Below are 16,556 nucleotides of genomic sequence, written 5' to 3'. Positions count from 1 at the left end.
ATTTAATTACAGTTACCTGAAAAGAACGAAAATATAAAATTAGAAATACTTAATATATGTGAGATATATTTTTAGCCCCTAAACATTCATAAAATAAATATTATTAATCGATTTCCTTCACTTTCGCTCATGTGGCTGTTTGCACAAATCTTGATCTGACCCAGAGCAAGTGACACCGCACTTTGTGCTAAAAATAAGCATTCCGGGCCAACAGGCAAGCTATCCATCCTCTCTTCAGGGCAATACATGCAAGATCAGTCAACGCAACGCGCAACGACGCGGATATGTATTCAATGTGGGCTTTTTCTCTTACAGCACGGGGCAGAAAGCGCCCTCGTCGAGGAACTCTCAACGCGTCTTGGCGTGGCACTCGGCATGGACAGCGTCGAAAGTTCCATCTCGTCGAATGCCATTGTACTGACCACCATAAAAGACGGGCAGTGCCTGACGTCCACCCGTAAAAATCACGATCGCGGCATCAATATGCACGTCGTGACGGAAGTGCAGCACATCGTCATTCTTGCTGAGCATAAGCTGCTGGATCTGAGAGAAATTGAGAAACGGTTCGCGCAAATTAAACCGTTACGCTATCCGCGCTGGCTGGTAGTGGTCATGGTTGGGCTTTCGTGCGCCTGTTTTTGCAAACTCAACCAGGGCGGATGGGACGGTGCCATCATCACCTTTTTCGCCAGCAGCATCGCCATGTATGTCCGCCAGCTGTTGACCCACCGGCAACTGCACCCGCAAATTAACTTCTGCATTACCGCTTTTGTTGCCACCACGGTTTCTGGCCTGCTGTTGCGCTTGCCGCAATTTGCGAACACCCCGACGATTGCCATGGCCGCCAGCGTGCTTCTGTTGGTCCCGGGCTTTCCGCTGATTAACGCCGTGGCCGACATGTTTAAAGGGCACATCAATACCGGCCTCGCGCGCTGGGCGATTGCCAGTCTTCTGACGCTCGCCACCTGCATCGGCGTGGTCATGGCGATGACGCTGTGGGGGTTACGCGGATGGGCATAATCGAATTTCTCCTTGCGCTGGCGCAGGACATGCTTCTGGCCGCCATTCCCGCCGTCGGCTTTGCAATGGTGTTCAACGTGCCGCAGCGGGCATTGCCCTGGTGTGCACTGCTGGGTGCCATTGGTCACGGTTCACGTATGGCCATGATGACGGCAGGTTTCAACATCGAATGGTCAACGTTTATGGCCTCGATGCTGGTCGGCAGCATTGGCATTCAGTGGTCGCGCTGGTATCTGGCGCATCCAAAGGTCTTTACCGTGGCGGCCGTTATTCCGATGTTTCCGGGCATCTCCGCCTATACCGCGATGATTTCAGCGGTAAAGATCAGCCATTTTGGTTACACCGAGCCGCAAATGATCCTCCTGCTGAGCAACTTCCTGAAGGCGTCTTCCATTGTCGGGGCGCTCTCCATCGGCCTGTCGATTCCCGGCTTGTGGCTTTACCGCAAGCGCCCGCGCGTTTGAGATTTGTGTTATCACGCTGCCATGGTAATAATCCCTGCATTCTGTTTGGTGACGATAAGGAAAGGATGTGGCTAACCCTGGCAGCGAAAACCCGGAACACAATGAAGGATCCAGCCTGAAGGAAAACATTTTCCAGAGCGCCATTGCGCTGTTTGCCGAATATGGGCTAAACGGTGCCCGCATGGAGCAAATCGCCGAGAAAGCCGGCACGACCAAACGGATGGTGGTGTATCATTTTAAGAATAAAGAAAACCTGTATCTTCTGGCTCTGGAGTACGTTTACACCCAGATCCGCGCCAGTGAGAAACGGCTCAGCCTTGCCGGTATGCCGCCGGTAGAAGCGCTGGTTCATCTTGTTGAAGCGACCTTTGACTACCACGCCGACCACCCGGACTACATTCGCATCATCTGTATGGAGAACATGCAGCGCGGCCGCTTCATGCAGCAGTCCAGCTACCTGCGCCAGGTTAACCGCAGCGCGCTGGAACTGCTGGAAGCCATTCTGCAGCGTGGAAAAGAGAAGCAGCTGTTCAATCAGACGGTAGACGCGCGCGACCTTCACCGCCTGATCAGCAGCTTCAGCTTCCACTATGTCGCCAACAGCTATACCTTTACGCTGTTGTTCGAAGAGGGAGCAGACGAAGCCGCGCAGCGTCAGCACTACCGGAAAATGGCGGTCCAGGTGGCACTTCGCTATACGTGCCCATAAAATAGCTTGCAATTATATCGCACACTACCTATATTCATCTCATGAACGCAAAAACGAACGACACCAATGCCGCGCTGCTGCTGGATAACCAGCTCTGTTTTGCCCTCTACTCAGCAAACCTGGCGCTTAACAAGCTGTACCGGCAACTGCTGGCACCGCTGAACCTGACCTATCCGCAGTATCTGGTCATGCTGGTTCTGTGGGAGCAGGATGACGTGACGGTGTCGGACATTGGCGAACGACTGTTTCTTGACTCAGCCACGCTGACGCCGCTGCTAAAGCGTCTGGAAAGCGCCGGGCTGATCAACCGCCACCGTTCCCGTAAAGACGAACGCCAGGTTGCTGTCACCCTGAGCGATGCCGGGCGTGCACTCCAGCAACAAGCCGTGGGGATCCCTCACGCGGTTGGGTGCGCAGCGCAATGCGATACCGACACGATGCTGGCGCTTAAGCAGCAGCTTGAGCTTTTGCGACAACAGTTACACCACGCGTAAGGCTATACTTTACGCGTCTTTCTTTACCTATATATATCGCACGCTATTTAATAGCACACACAAATGTAAGATGAGGAACCTGCCATGTCTTTAGAAAAAGTTGTCTACACTGCCAAAGCCAAAGCCACCGGAGGCCGTGACGGCCGCGCGACCTCTTCCGACGGCGTCCTGGACGTTAAACTGGGTGTGCCAAAAGAGATGGGCGGCATGGGCGGCGAAGTGACCAACCCGGAACAGCTGTTCGCTGCGGGCTACTCCGCCTGCTTCCTGGGCGCGATGAAGTTTGTGGCCGCTCGTGACAAATTCGCGCTGCCGAAAGAGGCGTTTATCGAAGGTGAAGTCGGCATTGGCCCACTGCCAACCGGTTTTGGTATCGAAGCTAAGCTGAACATTCACGTTGAAGGAATGGATCCTGCGGAAGCGAAAAAACTGGTGGATGCGGCGCACATCGTTTGCCCATACTCTAACGCCACGCGCGGCAATATCGACGTCACGCTGAACATCATCGCGTGATAACTGCCTGATGGCGCTGCGCTTATCAGGCCTACGGCTGTAGCCCCGGTAAGCGCAGCGCCACCGGGGAAATCCCCTCCTTTCCTTTCCCCTCTCTGTGCTACCATAAGCCCATATCACGCCCGTAGTAACCCAGTAGAGAAAGCGTTATGTCCTCCAGAATCCTGACCACCAGCATTGCTGGCATTGATGCCTTTATGCGCGATCCCCGCGGCGTGCTGACCAATGCCGAAGGCGGTACCCTCGCTGTGTTTGCCGATAACGCCCCGGCGTTTTACGCAATCACGCCGGAACGTCTGGCGCAGCTGTTGGATATCGAAGCGCGGCTGTCGCGCCCGGCCAGTGATGTCACCCTGGATAACCAGTTCTTCGACGAACCGGAAAACGCGCCCGTTGCCATACCGATGGGGAAATTCCCCATGTACGCGGGCTGGCAACCGGATGCTGATTTTCAGCGCCAGGCGGCACTGTGGGGGATTGCGCTCTCGCAGCCGGTCACGCCCGAAGAGCTGGCCGCGTTTACCGCTTACTGGCAGGCGGAAGGAAAAGTGTTTCACCATGTGCAGTGGCAGCAAAAGCTCGCGCGCAGTATTCAAATCAACCGCGCCAGCAATAATGGCCAGCCCAAGCGCGATATCAACGCGTTTTCTGAACCGGACAAACAGATCCCTAATGGATTCCGAGGTGCGAAATGAAGAACGTCGGCGACCTGATGAAACGTCTGCAAAAAATGATGCCAGCCAACGTGAAGCCAGCCTTCACAACGGGTGAAGAGCTGCTGGCGTGGCAAAAAGAGCAAGGTGAAATACGTGCGGCGGCGCTCGCCCGTGAGAACCGTGCGATGAAAATGCAGCGCACCTTTAACCGCTCGGGTATCCGCCCGCTTCATCAGAACTGCTCGTTTGATAACTACAACGTCGAGTCTCAGGGACAAATGAATGCGCTGAGTCAGGCACGTCAGTACGTGGACGAGTTTGATGGCAACATCGCCAGCTTCATTTTCAGCGGCAAACCCGGCACCGGAAAAAACCACCTTGCAGCGGCCATCTGCAACGAGCTGCTGCTGCGGGGTAAATCCGTATTGATCATCACCGTGGCCGATATCATGTCTGCCATGAAAGAGACGTTCAGCAACCGCGAAACCAGCGAAGAACAGCTGCTTAATGACCTGAGCAACGTTGACCTGCTGGTCATCGACGAGATTGGCGTTCAGACGGAATCCCGCTATGAAAAAGTCATCATCAACCAGATTGTTGACCGCCGCTCTTCCTCCAAGCGACCAACCGGAATGCTGACAAACCACAATATCGACGAAATGACCCGTCTGCTGGGAGAACGCGTAATGGATCGCATGAAGCTCGGCAACAGTCTGTACGTCATCTTTGACTGGGAAAGTTATCGCAGCCGCGTCACCGGCAAAGAGTATTAAGACAGTTCCAGGAATCGCGCGCAGCGCGGAGGTATATACTGGAACCACTTCCGGCCCTAAACGGACCTTTTTGAGAAAGCCATTATGAAAAAACAGTTACTTATCAGCACATTTTTCGGTGCACTGCTGGCAACCAGCGCGGTGCAGGCAGCGTCATGGCAGGAGTCACTTTCCAGCGCAGCCAACGAACTGACCAAAGAGAGCGGCAGCACGCAGGGTGGGCTGTCTGCCTCTTCCCTCACCAGCCTGCTGGGTAACAGCTCCCAGAGCCTGAGTGCAGGTACGATGAACAACGCGGCGGGGATCCTGGAATATTGTGCGAAGCAGAAGCTGGCTTCCGTCACCGATGCGCAAAACGTGAAAAACCAGGTGCTGGGTAAGCTGGGTCTGGACACGCAGGAGCAGAAAGCGGACACCAACTATATGGACGGTATTCAGGGCCTGTTGAATGCGCAAAACGGTCAGCAGCTGAACCTGAGCACCATCGGTAACTCCTCTCTGGCAAAACAGGTGAAAACCAAAGCCTGCGATCTGGTGTTGAAACAAGGCGTTAATTTCATCTCCTGATTGACCCCATTTTCTGCCACAACATGCCGCGTTTGTTACGTTAGTCTTACGGCGCGGCGTTAAACGACTGTTTTCCTGCATTACCACCGTCTCAGCGTCCGCATGCCAGGATGCGACCGCCTTCAAAAAAACGATTTTCTAAACCAAATCCTAACAACAGCACACTTTCGTGACACTAAAATTGCAGCTAAACGACATCGCCATTACATTGTATTACCCAAAAAATAATCAGTTAGCCAGCAAAGCGTCTGGCGTCATGAGGATATGCTGTTGTCAGAGTTAATGTCCCTTATCCTTTTCCTGGCTTCCGTTGGCGTTTACGCCTGGAAAGCGGGCCGAAATACCTGGTGGTTTATTGCCACGCTGGTGGTGCTCGGCATTTTTATTGTTTTGAACATTACGTTATACGCCAGCGATTACTTTACCGGTGACGGTATTAATGATGCGGTACTCTACACCCTGACGAATAGCCTGACGGGCGCAGGGGTTGGTAAGTACATACTTCCCGGTCTGGGCGTGGTATTTGCTCTGGTTGCTATTTTTGGTTCCCTTGCCTGGGTGCTGCGTCGTCGTCGCCATCACCCGCACCATCATGGCTACAGTCTTCTGGCGCTGTGCCTGGCGTTGGCCTCTGTTGACGCCAGCCCGGCATTCCACCAAATCACCGAACTGGTGAAATCCCAGTCGCGCGAGGGTGACCCCGATTTCGTGGCGTATTACAAAGAACCCGCGAAGAAGATCGACAATCCGAAGCTCAACCTCGTCTATATCTACGGCGAGAGCCTGGAGCGCACCTATTTTGATAACGATGCCTTCCCGAACCTGACCCCGGATCTGGGGCCCCTGAAAAACGAAGGTCTCGATTTCAGCCACACCATGCAGTTACCCGGCACCGATTACACCATCGCCGGTATGGTCGCGTCGCAGTGCGGTATCCCGCTGTTCGCGCCTTTTGAGGGCAACGCCTCGGCGTCCATGTCGAGCTTCTTCCCGCAAAATGTCTGTCTTGGCGATATCCTGAAAAATTCCGGCTACGAAAACTACTTTATGCAGGGCGCAAACCTGCGTTTCGCTGGCAAAGATGTGTTCCTGAAATCACACGGCTTTGACCACCTCTACGGCTCTGAAGAGTTAAAAACCCTCGTCGCGGACCCGAGCTACCGTAACGACTGGGGCTTCTACGACGATACGGTGCTGGACGAGACCTGGCAAAAATTCGAGGAACTCTCCCGCGCGGGCAAACGCTTCTCGCTCTTTGCCCTGACCGTGGATACCCATCATCCGGATGGATTTGTCTCTCGTACCTGTAAACGCAAAAATTATGACATCAATGGCAAGAGTAATACGTCATTTAGCGCCGTCACCTGCAGCCAGGAACATATCGCCGCGCTGATCGACAAAATCAAAGCCTCGCCATATTTCAAAAACACGGTGATTGTGGTGTCGTCTGACCATCTGGCGATGAAAAACAGCGCCTGGGATGAGCTTAACAAGCAGGACCGCAGCAACCTGTTCTTCATCCTGCGCGGCGACCAGCCTCAGCAGGAGGTGATCGCCACCAAGCGTAACTCGATGGATAACGGCGCCACGGTGCTGGACATACTGGGCGGCGATAACTTTATTGGCCTTGGCCGCAGTACGCTGTCCGGGCAATCACTGTCAGAAGTGTTCCTCAACATGAAGGAGAAAATCCTGGCGTGGAAGCCGGATATCATCCGCCTGTGGAACTTCCCGAAAGAGATGAAAGATTTCACCATCGACCAGGATAAAAAAATGATTGCCTTCTCCGGCAGTCACTTCCGCCTGCCGCTGCTGCTGCGCGTGTCGGACAACCGCGTCGAACCGCTGCCGGAAAGTGAATACTCCGCACCGCTGCGTTATCAACTGGCTGACTTCGCACCGCGCGACAATTTTGTCTGGATCGACGCGTGCTACAAGATGGGCCAGCTCTGGTCGCAGCCGCTGGCCCTGTCTACCGACTGGTGTGTCGCTCAGGGACAGCTCGGCGGAGAGCAGTCCGTCCAGCATGTTGATAAAAAACAGTGGAAAGGCAAAACGGCGTTTAACGATACGGTTATCGATACCGCGCGCTATCAGCGTAACGTCGACATGCTGAAGATTGTCGATAACGACATTCGCTATAAAGCGGACAGTTTTATCTTTAACGTGGCCGGCGCACCGGAAGAGGTCAAACAGTTCAGCGGCATCTCCCGTCCGGAATCCTGGGGGCGCTGGTCCAACGCCCAGTTGGGTGACGAAGTGAAAATTGAGTATGCCCATCCGCTGCCGGAAAAATTCGATCTGGTGATCACGGCCAGAGCGTTCGGGCCCAATGCTAACCGCCCTATCCCGGTGCGCGTGGGGGATAAAGAACAGACCCTGACGCTTGGCAATGACGTAAGCACCACCACGCTGCATTTCGACAATCCGTCGCGCAGCAGCACGCTCGTCATCGTTCCGCCAGACCCGCAGTCCACTAACGAAGGCAATATCCTCGGCCATTCCCCGAGACAGCTTGGGATCGGGATGGTGGAAATTAAAATTATCAGTCGCGACAGTTAATATCCTCTCTGCCCGGCGTTCCGCCGGGCAATTTCAAAATTATAAAAAGCTTTATGGTTATTATAAAAAAGAGAAAATCACTATATTTAACGCAATCTAATCTATATACATATTAGTTTAGACTCAGGATGTAGAGTATTGCCCTAATTTAATTTTCATGAGGACCCTCTGGCTCCCTCACGTTAACGGGCGACACCTGACATGACTCTCTCACGCAGCACCCACGTCGACTTTCACGTCATCGTTCTGAGCGATAACTATTTCCTGTGGCTTGGCCTGAAAACGCTTATTTCGATGATGATGACGCCGCGTCCTGATATTTTCTGGATCAACAGCGTCAGCCCGGAAACTATCTTGCGCATGCGCGAGCAAATCATGAAAGAGACCACCGATAACGGCTGGCTTATATTTACGGACGAATGCCGCGTGAACGACATCAACGTCTATCTGCCTGCCGGGCGCGTCAGGGTGCTGGCTGGAAACATCTCGATTATTCAGCTCAGCCAGCAATTGAGAAACGCCGATTTCACCCAGCGCTACCGTCCTGATGCTAACCTCACCCGCTCTGAACTGCGGGTGTGTACCCTGCTCAGTAAAGGGATCAGCCTGGTTCGCATTGCGCAACTGCTGAATAAATCCCCCAAAACCATCTATACCCACAAGCGTAACGCGATGACCAAATTCCGCTGCCAGAACCTGGCGGAGTTTCACCGAAAAATCTGCCTGCTGGAACAGCACTCGCTTTACCTCTGACGATGCTCATTTATTAAACAGCGAGAATGCCCGACTGGATCAATGTTATCGGTAACAAAGCAGTTAGAATACCGAGCTTCTTAGATGAATAGCACGCGTACTATTCACCGTTTGTATTTTTCCAACTGCTCCTTTGACAATACTCTATGAAATACCTGCTCGCTGATACCCTCGTCTATAACGACGAAGACGGTTCCGTTTCACTTGTTGATACGCCAGATGTCGAACCTCAGGTGATGACGGCAACCGCCAACAGCATTATGAAAATGCTGGTGCTCCATCACGGTAACGTCATCGAACGCGAGGCGTTCCTGCATGACGTGTGGGATGAGCGCGGCCTGCAGGGCTCCAACAATTCACTTAATCAGTACATCAGTATCCTGCGGAAACTGCTGGCAAGCCTCGTGCCCGAGATGCTGTTTATTGTCACCGTGCCCAAAGTGGGCTTTATGCTGAGCGCGGACATCACGGTCCATTCCCAGGCTGAAAAATCTGATTGCCCAGTCTCAGCCAGCAGGCCGCATCATTTTCAGCCTCAATGGCTGCTCTGTAGCGGGCTGACGCTTGTGGTGCTGGCGCTGTGCATCTGGATAGTCGCGATCAAGCAAAACCAGCAGCATGCAGAAATGCATCTTCTGACACATTTCGGTGAATGTCCGGTCTACACCTTCTCACCGCTGGCAGATGTGTTTCGCAACAAGGCAATAGCGCTGGCACAAGCGATACAGCGCGACGGCAACCTGCCGTGCCTGAAAAACTCCCTCTTTTATCTGCACATTCAGAACACGCTCTTCTACGGCCATGAAGGAAGGATGGTGCTTTCGCAATGCTCCCTGTCGAAAGAGAACACCGCCAGCGCCTGCCGCACGCTTTATGCCTACGAATGGTGAATCATGACGCGTAAAAAAATAGGGCTGGTTATCGCCTTCAACCTGCTGTTAATCATCATGGCCGTGGCATGGTACCGACATACACCGCCCCTGCCCGTCATTTGCGAAGGTAACTTGACCTTCACGCAGCAGCGTGACGACAACAACTTCACGTTCGACGGCGAGATCCTGATGCGATTTCACCCCGACGGCACGGGTTATTTCACGCTCAACGGGAATGTGCAGAATATCCGGCAGGGCTGGGAAGTCTCCCGTCAGGAAACGTTTAACTGGCGGCACATGCACGACACGCTTTTTGAAATTGCCATTATCAAGGTCGAGCGATTTAGCCACGATGAATTACCCGATGGGGTCTTTGAGAAATACGTTGCTGGCTTAACGCCGGGACAGAAAAGGCTACTGACCCTCGAACGCACGCCGGAAGAGGCGATGGTGATCGGCAATTTCTACTCGCCGCTGCTGATCTGCTCGGAATAAACAGATCAGGCTATACTTGCCGCCATGAAAATCACCTTCCGCCCCACCACTGCGCATGACGTTGCCAGTCTGCCCGCCATTGAGCGCGCGGCAGGCCAGCGTTTTCGAGCCAGGCCTGAACTGGCCTGGCTCGCTGATGGCGACGTCATTTCCGTTGAACAGCATCGCGACTATGTCGAACAGGGCCTGAGCTGGCTGGCGCTGGCAGCGGATCGTCCTGTGGGTTTTCTCCTCGCAGAAGCCCATCCTTTGTCGTTGTTTATCGTGGAGATTTCGGTTGATCTGGACTGGCAGGGAAAAGGAATAGGTCGACAGCTCATCGCCTGTGCGGCTGAGCATGCCCGTAAAAAGGGGCTGACGTCACTGACGTTAACGACGTTCCGGGACGTGCCGTGGAATGCGCCATTCTATGAAAAGCTGGGGTTTGAATACGTCACTGAACTCACGCCTGAACTGGGTGAAAAACGTGAAGAAGAAGCAGCGCACGGCTTAGCGTATAACTCCCGCTGCGCTATGCGTCTGCCGCTTTGATATCGCCCGGTGGCGCTTCGCTTACCGGGCCTACAAATCCCTGAACCGTAGGCCGGGTAAGGCGTAGCCGCCACCCGGCACAACGCGCTGGATTAGAACGTTTCCCAGTTATCACCCGCGTCGGCCGTCGCGGCTTTACGCGAAATCACCGGGGTGACAACGTTTTTCGCTGACGCGAACTCGCGCGCTTTCATCTGCTCCTGCTGAATGCGGAACACCGCCACGGCCTGGGTCAGACGGCTCGCCTGTTCTTCCAGTGCGGCAGCCGCTGCGGCAGATTCCTCAACCAGCGAGGCGTTCTGCTGGGTCACGCGATCCATCTCCGCGACCGCCAGGCCGACCTGGTCGATACCGCGGCTCTGCTCGTCAGACGCAGACGCAATTTCACCCATGATGTCCGTCACGCGGGTTACCGCATTCACGATCTCACCCATGGTTTCCCCCGCGCTCTCTACCAGAGTAGAGCCCACTTCCACGCGGCTGACGGAGTCTTCAATCAGGCTCTTGATTTCACGGGCAGCCTGGGCGCTGCGCTGCGCCAGGTTACGGACTTCGCCTGCAACAACGGCAAAGCCACGTCCCTGTTCACCAGCACGCGCCGCCTCTACCGCCGCGTTCAGCGCCAGAATGTTGGTCTGGAAGGCAATGCCGTCGATCACGCTGATAATATCGGCAATTTTCTGCGAACTGCCCGCGATGTCGCGCATGGTTTGCACCACGTTATCCACCACTTTACCGCCTTTCTGCGCGGTCTCAGACGCGCTCAGCGCCAGGTTGCTCGCCTGGCGGGCGTTTTCGGCGTTCTGCTTCACGGTGGCGGTCAGCTCTTCCATGCTGGCCGCGGTCTCTTCCAGGGAGGCGGCCTGCTGCTCGGTACGGGAAGAGAGATCGTTGTTACCCATCGAGATTTCGCTCGCGCCGCTGTAGATGGCATTGGCACCGTTACGCACGTCGCCAACGGTACGCACCAGCTCGCCCTGCATGTGGCGCAGCGAGTCGGCCAGTTCACCCATCTCATTGGAGCCTTCAACATCGATGCGCTTCACCAGGTCGCCGCTGGCGATATGGCGAATGCTGTCGATCAGGCGATTCAGCGGAGAAATCAGCGCCTGCTTGATGCCCAGCCAGACGGCGACAATCACCACCACCACGGCAATCAGCACGCTAATCAGCACCCAGATAGCCTGGCTGTAAGAGCTGTTGCTGTCTTTCACCGCCGTCTCATACAGCTTGTCGTTCTGCTGCAGGTAGCTCACGTACTGCTTCTCAAAACCGTCCTGATAGCTCTGGGTCGGCTGGTCGAAGAAGGCGTTGATTTTCCCCGCACCCAGCAGCTGAATCAGCTCAGCCAGCGCGCCGTGGTAGATCTCGTAATTACGTTTGATTTCCAGCGCAGCGGCGTCGCTCTGACGCGGATCGCGCGGCAGGGCTTCGTAATCCGCCCAGTTTTTTTCCGCCTGCTTCAGCGAGGCAGACGCAATCTGCATCAGATCGGAAACGGTCGCGCCGCTGCCGATGTTGCTCTGATCCATCATGTAGCGGATACCCGCGCGGTTCAGGGTGTTACGGGTTTGCAGCAGGGCAACCCAGCTCCCGTTGAGGGTAGATTGTTGCTGACGAATGGTTTGCAGGACGGTGAAATTCTCTTTGTCATTCTTCAGGGCATTAAAGAAAAGACCACCGGATGTGAGTTGTAAAAGGCCAAATATCGCTAAAACCAGCAGTAAGCTGGTGACAATCTTGATACGGTTTAACATGTTTTCTCTTCCTCAGACAGATACAGAATTTTCGGCCTGGAAAGGGAAAACTTTACGAAAATCATCCTGGAATTTGTGGTTTTTACTCTTCTTCCCGCGCTGCGTTATCCCGGTTTCCGAGTTCAATAAACTCTTCCAGCAGCGCCGTCAGCTGCTTCATCTTCTCCGGCGTGTATTCCGCCTCAATCTGCCGATACGCCTCTTCGACCTGCGCCTGGGCGTGTTCATACAGCGCATTCCCCTCTTTGGTCAGCGACACGTACAGCTTGCGCTGGTCGTTCACCGGCTTTAAGCGCAGCACCAGACCGACGCGCTCCATGCGCGTCAGAATGCCGGTCAGGCTCGGGCGCAAAATGCAGGTGCGAAACGCCAGATCGTGAAAATCCATCGACGGATGTTCAGCCAAAACGCGCACAATGCGCCACTGCTGCTCGGTCAGGTTATGCCGCTTCACAATCGGACGGAAGTAGGACATCGCCGCTTCCCGCGCCTGCAGCAGCGCGATGGTTAATGAGTCATGCATAGCCTCTCCCTTCACATCATTAACAAGTAAACAATCACTAAAAGATGCTTTTATAAACAACACGTTTTCCGTCAAAAAGTCTAACAGAAACCATTCAATTTTATTAACAACCTGATTTATATATAAATAAAAATTCATATGTAAATTTATTGTTATTCATATCACAAATTTTTCACTTCTGATTGCGAAATAAACAGCAAAAGCATAAAACCAGATCATTAACATATTAATGAATATCATAACCCGGACCTCCGGGGTGAGGAGTATGTGAATGAAAGGTACTGTTTTTGCCGTGGCGCTGAATCATCAAAGCCAGCGTGAAGCCTGGCGTGAGGCGTTCGAAAAAGCCCCCTACAACACCCCGCCGAAAACGGCGGTATGGTTCATCAAGCCGCACAATACCGTGATTCGTGCCGGCGAGCCGATTCCGTTCCCGCAGGGGGAAACGGTGTTAAGCGGCGCGACGGTCGCGCTGATCGTAGGCAAAACCGCCAGCCGGGTGCGCGTGGAAGATGCCGCACAGTACATCGCGGGATATGCGCTGGCCAACGAGGTGAGCCTGCCGGAAGAGAGCTTCTACCGCCCGGCCATCAAGGCCAAGTGCCGGGACGGATTTTGCCCGCTCGGCGAGCTGGCCGCCGTTGATAGCGTGGATAACCTGACCATCATCACCGAGATCAACGGCCGCGAAGCGGACCACTGGAACACGGCCGAGCTTCAGCGTAACGCTGCCGAACTGCTGAGCGCCCTCAGCGAGTTTGCCACCCTCAATCCCGGCGATGCGATATTGCTCGGTACCCCGCAAAACCGCGTTGAGATCCGCTCGGGTGATCGCGTGCGGGTTCTGGCGGCAGGCTTTCCGCCGCTGGAAAACCCGGTGGTGGACGAGCGCGACGTCACTATTGCGCACAGCACGCCGCCGCACGCCACGCTATTTGCCCTCGGTCTGAACTATGCCGATCACGCGAGCGAGCTGGACTTCAAGCCGCCCACCGAGCCGCTGGTATTTATCAAAGCGCCAAACACCTTCAACGGCGATAACCAGACGTCGGTGCGTCCAAGCAATATTGAATATATGCATTACGAAGCGGAGCTGGTGGTGGTCATCGGTAAAACCGCGCGTAAGGTCAGCGAAGCCGAGGCGATGGACTATGTTGCGGGCTATACGGTCTGCAACGACTACGCCATCCGCGACTACCTGGAAAACTACTACCGTCCGAACCTGCGGGTAAAAAGCCGCGACGGGCTGACGCCCATTTCCCCCCACATCGTGCCGAAAGCGGCGATTCCCGACCCGCACAACCTCGCCCTGCGCACCTTCGTCAATGGCGAACTGCGCCAGGAAGGGACCACCGCCGATCTCATTTTCAGCATTCCGTTCCTGATTGCGTACCTGAGCGATTTTATGACCCTGCAGCCGGGCGACATGATCGCCACCGGCACGCCGAAGGGGCTGTCCGACGTGGTGCCGGGCGATGAAGTGGTGGTGGAAGTGGAGGGCGTGGGGCGCCTGGTGAACCGAATTGTCAGCGAGGAGACTGCAAAATGAAAAAGATTAACCACTGGATAAACGGTAAAAACGTCGCGGGAAGCGAGTACTTCCACACCACCAACCCGGCCTCCGGCGAGGTGCTGGCGGAAGTCGCCTCCGGCGGTGAAGCTGAAATTCACCAGGCCGTCGCCGCCGCCAAAGAGGCATTCCCGAAGTGGGCCAACCTGCCGATGAAGGAGCGCGCGCGCCTGATGCGCCGTCTGGGCGACCTGATCGACCAGAACGTGCCCGAGATCGCCGCCATGGAAACCGCCGACACCGGCCTGCCGATCCACCAGACCAAAAACGTGCTCATTCCGCGCGCCTCGCACAACTTCGAGTTCTTCGCCGAGGTGTGCCAGCAGATGAACGGCAAAACCTACCCGGTTGACGACAAGATGCTCAACTACACCCTGGTGCAGCCGGTGGGCGTCTGCGCGCTGGTGTCGCCGTGGAACGTGCCGTTTATGACCGCCACCTGGAAGGTCGCGCCCTGCCTGGCACTCGGAAACACCGCGGTGCTGAAGATGTCTGAACTCTCTCCGCTGACCGCCGACCGTCTGGGCGAGCTGGCGCTGGAGGCGGGCATTCCGGCGGGCGTGCTCAACGTGGTGCAGGGCTACGGTGCGACGGCAGGCGACGCGCTGGTGCGCCATCACGACGTGCGCGCCGTCTCCTTCACCGGCGGCACCGCCACCGGGCGCAACATCATGAAAAATGCCGGGCTGAAGAAATACTCCATGGAGCTGGGCGGCAAATCCCCGGTGCTGATTTTTGAAGATGCCGACATCGAGCGCGCGCTGGACGCCGCCCTGTTCACCATCTTCTCGATCAACGGTGAGCGCTGCACCGCGGGCTCGCGCATCTTTATCCAGCAGAGCATCTACCCGGAATTCGTGAAGCGCTTTGCCGAGCGCGCCAACCGCCTGCGCGTTGGGGATCCAAACGATCCGAATACCCAGATTGGCGCGCTCATCAGCAAGCCACACTGGGAAAAAGTCTCCGGCTATATCCGCCTCGGCATTGAGGAAGGCGCAACCCTGCTGGCGGGCGGCCCGGACAAACCGACCGATCTGCCTGCGCACCTGAAGGGCGGCAACTTCCTGCGACCAACCGTGCTGGCGGACGTCGATAACCGCATGCGCGTGGCGCAGGAGGAGATCTTCGGGCCGGTGGCCTGCCTGCTGCCGTTTAAGGACGAAGCGGAAGGTCTGCGCCTGGCCAACGACGTGGAGTACGGCCTGGCGTCGTACATCTGGACCCAGGACGTCAGCAAAGTGCTGCGCCTAGCGCGCAGCATCGAAGCGGGCATGGTGTTCGTGAACACCCAGAACGTGCGCGACCTGCGCCAGCCGTTTGGCGGCGTGAAGGCCTCTGGCACCGGCCGCGAGGGCGGTGAGTACAGCTTCGAGGTGTTCGCGGAGATGAAGAACGTCTGCATCTCCATGGGCGACCATCCGATTCCAAAATGGGGGATCTGACCATGGGTAAATTAGCGTTAGCGGCAAAAATCACCCACGTACCGTCGATGTACCTCTCCGAACTGCCGGGGAAAAACCACGGCTGCCGCCAGTCGGCCATCGACGGGCATAAAGAAATCAGCAAGCGCTGCCGCGAGCTGGGCGTGGACACCATCATCGTGTTCGACACCCACTGGCTGGTGAACAGCGCCTACCACATCAACTGTGCGGACCATTTTGCGGGCGTCTACACCAGCAACGAGCTACCGCACTTTATCCGCGACATGACCTACGACTACGACGGCAACCCGGCGCTCGGCCAGCTGATCGCCGACGAAGCGGTGAAGCTCGGCGTGCGCGCCAAAGCGCACAACATCCCGAGCCTGAAGCTGGAGTACGGCACGCTGGTGCCGATGCGCTACATGAATGCGGATAAGCACTTCAAAGTGATCTCCATCTCGGCGTTCTGCACGGTTCACGACTTCGCCGACAGCCGCCGACTGGGCGAGGCCATCGTCAGCGCCATTGAGAAATACGACGGCACCGTGGCGGTGCTCGCCAGCGGCTCGTTGTCGCACCGCTTTATCGACGACCAGCGCGCCGAGGAAGGGATGAACAGCTACACCCGTGAGTTTGACCGTCAGATGGACGAGCGTGTGGTGAAGCTGTGGCGCGAAGGCCAGTTTAAGGAGTTTTGCAGCATGCTGCCGGAGTACGCCGACTACTGCTACGGCGAGGGCAACATGCACGACACGGTGATGCTGCTGGGGATGCTCGGCTGGGACAACTACGACGGCAAGGTGGAGTTCCTCACCGAGCTGTTCGCCAGCTCCGGTACCGGCCAGGTTAACGCCGTTTTCCCGCTGCCCGCGTAAG

The 16,556-nt window shown here is 55.7% G+C and carries 18 protein-coding genes; 16 read left to right on the top strand and 2 right to left on the bottom strand.

All coding sequences use genetic code 11. The features are described from left to right. Positions 1 to 246: 246 nt before the first annotated feature. The 13 genes from KW829_RS14770 (at position 247) to KW829_RS14710 (ending at position 10,409) form a co-directional block, all read left to right on the top strand. Positions 247 to 1,020, top strand: a complete 774-nt coding sequence (locus KW829_RS14770) for a threonine/serine exporter ThrE family protein (protein ID WP_211448100.1) — start codon at positions 247 to 249, stop codon at positions 1,018 to 1,020. Further along, positions 1,011 to 1,484: a threonine/serine exporter gene (locus KW829_RS14765; protein WP_218308506.1), complete on the top strand. Its 474-nt coding sequence runs from the start codon at positions 1,011 to 1,013 to the stop codon at positions 1,482 to 1,484. Before KW829_RS14770 ends, KW829_RS14765 begins: the two co-directional genes overlap by 10 nt. A gap of 67 nt (positions 1,485 to 1,551) precedes the next feature. After that, positions 1,552 to 2,193, top strand: a complete 642-nt coding sequence (locus KW829_RS14760) for a TetR family transcriptional regulator (protein ID WP_042713992.1) — start codon at positions 1,552 to 1,554, stop codon at positions 2,191 to 2,193. A gap of 41 nt (positions 2,194 to 2,234) precedes the next feature. Beyond that, positions 2,235 to 2,687: a MarR family winged helix-turn-helix transcriptional regulator gene (locus KW829_RS14755; protein WP_010427171.1), complete on the top strand. Its 453-nt coding sequence runs from the start codon at positions 2,235 to 2,237 to the stop codon at positions 2,685 to 2,687. Positions 2,688 to 2,771: 84 nt separating this feature from the next. Next, positions 2,772 to 3,200, top strand: a complete 429-nt coding sequence (locus tag KW829_RS14750) for an organic hydroperoxide resistance protein (protein WP_010427173.1) — start codon at positions 2,772 to 2,774, stop codon at positions 3,198 to 3,200. 149 nt (positions 3,201 to 3,349) lie between these two features. Further along, positions 3,350 to 3,895, top strand: a complete 546-nt coding sequence (gene dnaT / locus KW829_RS14745; protein ID WP_010427175.1) for a primosomal protein DnaT — start codon at positions 3,350 to 3,352, stop codon at positions 3,893 to 3,895. After that, positions 3,892 to 4,629, top strand: coding sequence for a DNA replication protein DnaC (gene dnaC, locus KW829_RS14740; RefSeq protein WP_010427177.1), 738 nt, complete (start codon positions 3,892 to 3,894; stop codon positions 4,627 to 4,629). The genes dnaT and dnaC overlap by 4 nt, the downstream gene beginning before the upstream one ends. 84 nt (positions 4,630 to 4,713) lie before the next feature. Beyond that, positions 4,714 to 5,196, top strand: a complete 483-nt coding sequence (locus tag KW829_RS14735) for a DUF2501 domain-containing protein (protein ID WP_218308505.1) — start codon at positions 4,714 to 4,716, stop codon at positions 5,194 to 5,196. Positions 5,197 to 5,466: 270 nt separating this feature from the next. Then, the gene (opgB, locus tag KW829_RS14730) at positions 5,467 to 7,758 is read left to right on the top strand and encodes a phosphatidylglycerol--membrane-oligosaccharide glycerophosphotransferase (protein ID WP_218308504.1); all 2,292 of its coding nucleotides are present in this window, start codon (positions 5,467 to 5,469) and stop codon (positions 7,756 to 7,758) included. A gap of 201 nt (positions 7,759 to 7,959) precedes the next feature. Further along, positions 7,960 to 8,511 carry a helix-turn-helix transcriptional regulator gene (locus KW829_RS14725; protein WP_218308503.1) on the top strand — a complete coding sequence of 184 codons (552 nt, stop codon included), beginning with the start codon at positions 7,960 to 7,962 and terminating at the stop codon, positions 8,509 to 8,511. 146 nt (positions 8,512 to 8,657) lie between these two features. Beyond that, complete coding sequence (locus KW829_RS14720) at positions 8,658 to 9,401, top strand: winged helix-turn-helix domain-containing protein (RefSeq protein ID WP_010427183.1); 744 nt, start codon at positions 8,658 to 8,660, stop codon at positions 9,399 to 9,401. Positions 9,402 to 9,404: 3 nt separating this feature from the next. Continuing rightward, on the top strand, positions 9,405 to 9,878 hold the full coding sequence (locus tag KW829_RS14715) for a hypothetical protein (protein WP_089598016.1): 474 nt from the start codon (positions 9,405 to 9,407) through the stop codon (positions 9,876 to 9,878). A gap of 24 nt (positions 9,879 to 9,902) precedes the next feature. Further along, positions 9,903 to 10,409: a GNAT family N-acetyltransferase gene (locus tag KW829_RS14710; RefSeq protein ID WP_089598017.1), complete on the top strand. Its 507-nt coding sequence runs from the start codon at positions 9,903 to 9,905 to the stop codon at positions 10,407 to 10,409. A 92-nt stretch (positions 10,410 to 10,501) separates the two neighbouring features. Here KW829_RS14710 and tsr read toward each other — a convergent pair whose 3' ends face one another. Next, entirely contained in the window at positions 10,502 to 12,166 is a 1,665-nt protein-coding gene (gene tsr / locus KW829_RS14705) for a methyl-accepting chemotaxis protein (protein ID WP_218308502.1), read from the bottom strand. A gap of 82 nt (positions 12,167 to 12,248) precedes the next feature. Beyond that, positions 12,249 to 12,689, bottom strand: coding sequence for a homoprotocatechuate degradation operon regulator HpaR (gene hpaR / locus KW829_RS14700; protein ID WP_218308501.1), 441 nt, complete (start codon positions 12,687 to 12,689; stop codon positions 12,249 to 12,251). A 271-nt stretch (positions 12,690 to 12,960) separates the two neighbouring features. Here hpaR and hpaG point away from each other — a divergent pair, with 271 nt between their 5' ends. The 3 genes from hpaG to hpaD are packed head-to-tail and all read left to right on the top strand — an operon-like array spanning position 12,961 to position 16,555. Then, a complete protein-coding gene (gene hpaG / locus KW829_RS14695; RefSeq protein ID WP_218308500.1) occupies positions 12,961 to 14,238 on the top strand; it encodes a 4-hydroxyphenylacetate degradation bifunctional isomerase/decarboxylase in 1,278 nt (425 codons plus the stop codon). Further along, complete coding sequence (gene hpaE / locus KW829_RS14690) at positions 14,235 to 15,701, top strand: 5-carboxymethyl-2-hydroxymuconate semialdehyde dehydrogenase (RefSeq protein ID WP_089598021.1); 1,467 nt, start codon at positions 14,235 to 14,237, stop codon at positions 15,699 to 15,701. Before hpaG ends, hpaE begins: the two co-directional genes overlap by 4 nt. 2 nt (positions 15,702 to 15,703) lie before the next feature. Beyond that, on the top strand, positions 15,704 to 16,555 hold the full coding sequence (gene hpaD, locus KW829_RS14685; RefSeq protein ID WP_042717302.1) for a 3,4-dihydroxyphenylacetate 2,3-dioxygenase: 852 nt from the start codon (positions 15,704 to 15,706) through the stop codon (positions 16,553 to 16,555). Position 16,556 lies beyond the last annotated feature (1 nt).

It is taken from the genome of Enterobacter sp. ENT02, assembly GCF_019219165.1.
In the GTDB taxonomy this organism is placed as follows: Bacteria; Pseudomonadota; Gammaproteobacteria; order Enterobacterales; family Enterobacteriaceae; genus Enterobacter; species Enterobacter mori.
Note: the sequence above shows the minus strand (reverse complement) of the source record. Positions and strands in the feature narration are given on the sequence as shown.

What these genes read in the sequence shown, in the direction of transcription:
- KW829_RS14770 (WP_211448100.1), top strand. Translation starts at nt 247, where the DNA reads ATGCAAGATCAGTCAACGCAACGCGCAACGACGCGGATATGTATTCAA.
- KW829_RS14765 (WP_218308506.1), top strand. Translation starts at nt 1,011, where the DNA reads ATGGGCATAATCGAATTTCTCCTTGCGCTGGCGCAGGACATGCTTCTG.
- KW829_RS14755 (WP_010427171.1), top strand. Translation starts at nt 2,235, where the DNA reads ATGAACGCAAAAACGAACGACACCAATGCCGCGCTGCTGCTGGATAAC.
- KW829_RS14750 (WP_010427173.1), top strand. Translation starts at nt 2,772, where the DNA reads ATGTCTTTAGAAAAAGTTGTCTACACTGCCAAAGCCAAAGCCACCGGA.
- dnaT (WP_010427175.1), top strand. Translation starts at nt 3,350, where the DNA reads ATGTCCTCCAGAATCCTGACCACCAGCATTGCTGGCATTGATGCCTTT.
- dnaC (WP_010427177.1), top strand. Translation starts at nt 3,892, where the DNA reads ATGAAGAACGTCGGCGACCTGATGAAACGTCTGCAAAAAATGATGCCA.
- KW829_RS14735 (WP_218308505.1), top strand. Translation starts at nt 4,714, where the DNA reads ATGAAAAAACAGTTACTTATCAGCACATTTTTCGGTGCACTGCTGGCA.
- KW829_RS14725 (WP_218308503.1), top strand. Translation starts at nt 7,960, where the DNA reads ATGACTCTCTCACGCAGCACCCACGTCGACTTTCACGTCATCGTTCTG.
- KW829_RS14720 (WP_010427183.1), top strand. Translation starts at nt 8,658, where the DNA reads ATGAAATACCTGCTCGCTGATACCCTCGTCTATAACGACGAAGACGGT.
- KW829_RS14715 (WP_089598016.1), top strand. Translation starts at nt 9,405, where the DNA reads ATGACGCGTAAAAAAATAGGGCTGGTTATCGCCTTCAACCTGCTGTTA.
- KW829_RS14710 (WP_089598017.1), top strand. Translation starts at nt 9,903, where the DNA reads ATGAAAATCACCTTCCGCCCCACCACTGCGCATGACGTTGCCAGTCTG.
- tsr (WP_218308502.1), bottom strand. Translation starts at nt 12,166, where the DNA reads ATGTTAAACCGTATCAAGATTGTCACCAGCTTACTGCTGGTTTTAGCG.
- hpaR (WP_218308501.1), bottom strand. Translation starts at nt 12,689, where the DNA reads ATGCATGACTCATTAACCATCGCGCTGCTGCAGGCGCGGGAAGCGGCG.
- hpaG (WP_218308500.1), top strand. Translation starts at nt 12,961, where the DNA reads ATGAAAGGTACTGTTTTTGCCGTGGCGCTGAATCATCAAAGCCAGCGT.
- hpaE (WP_089598021.1), top strand. Translation starts at nt 14,235, where the DNA reads ATGAAAAAGATTAACCACTGGATAAACGGTAAAAACGTCGCGGGAAGC.
- hpaD (WP_042717302.1), top strand. Translation starts at nt 15,704, where the DNA reads ATGGGTAAATTAGCGTTAGCGGCAAAAATCACCCACGTACCGTCGATG.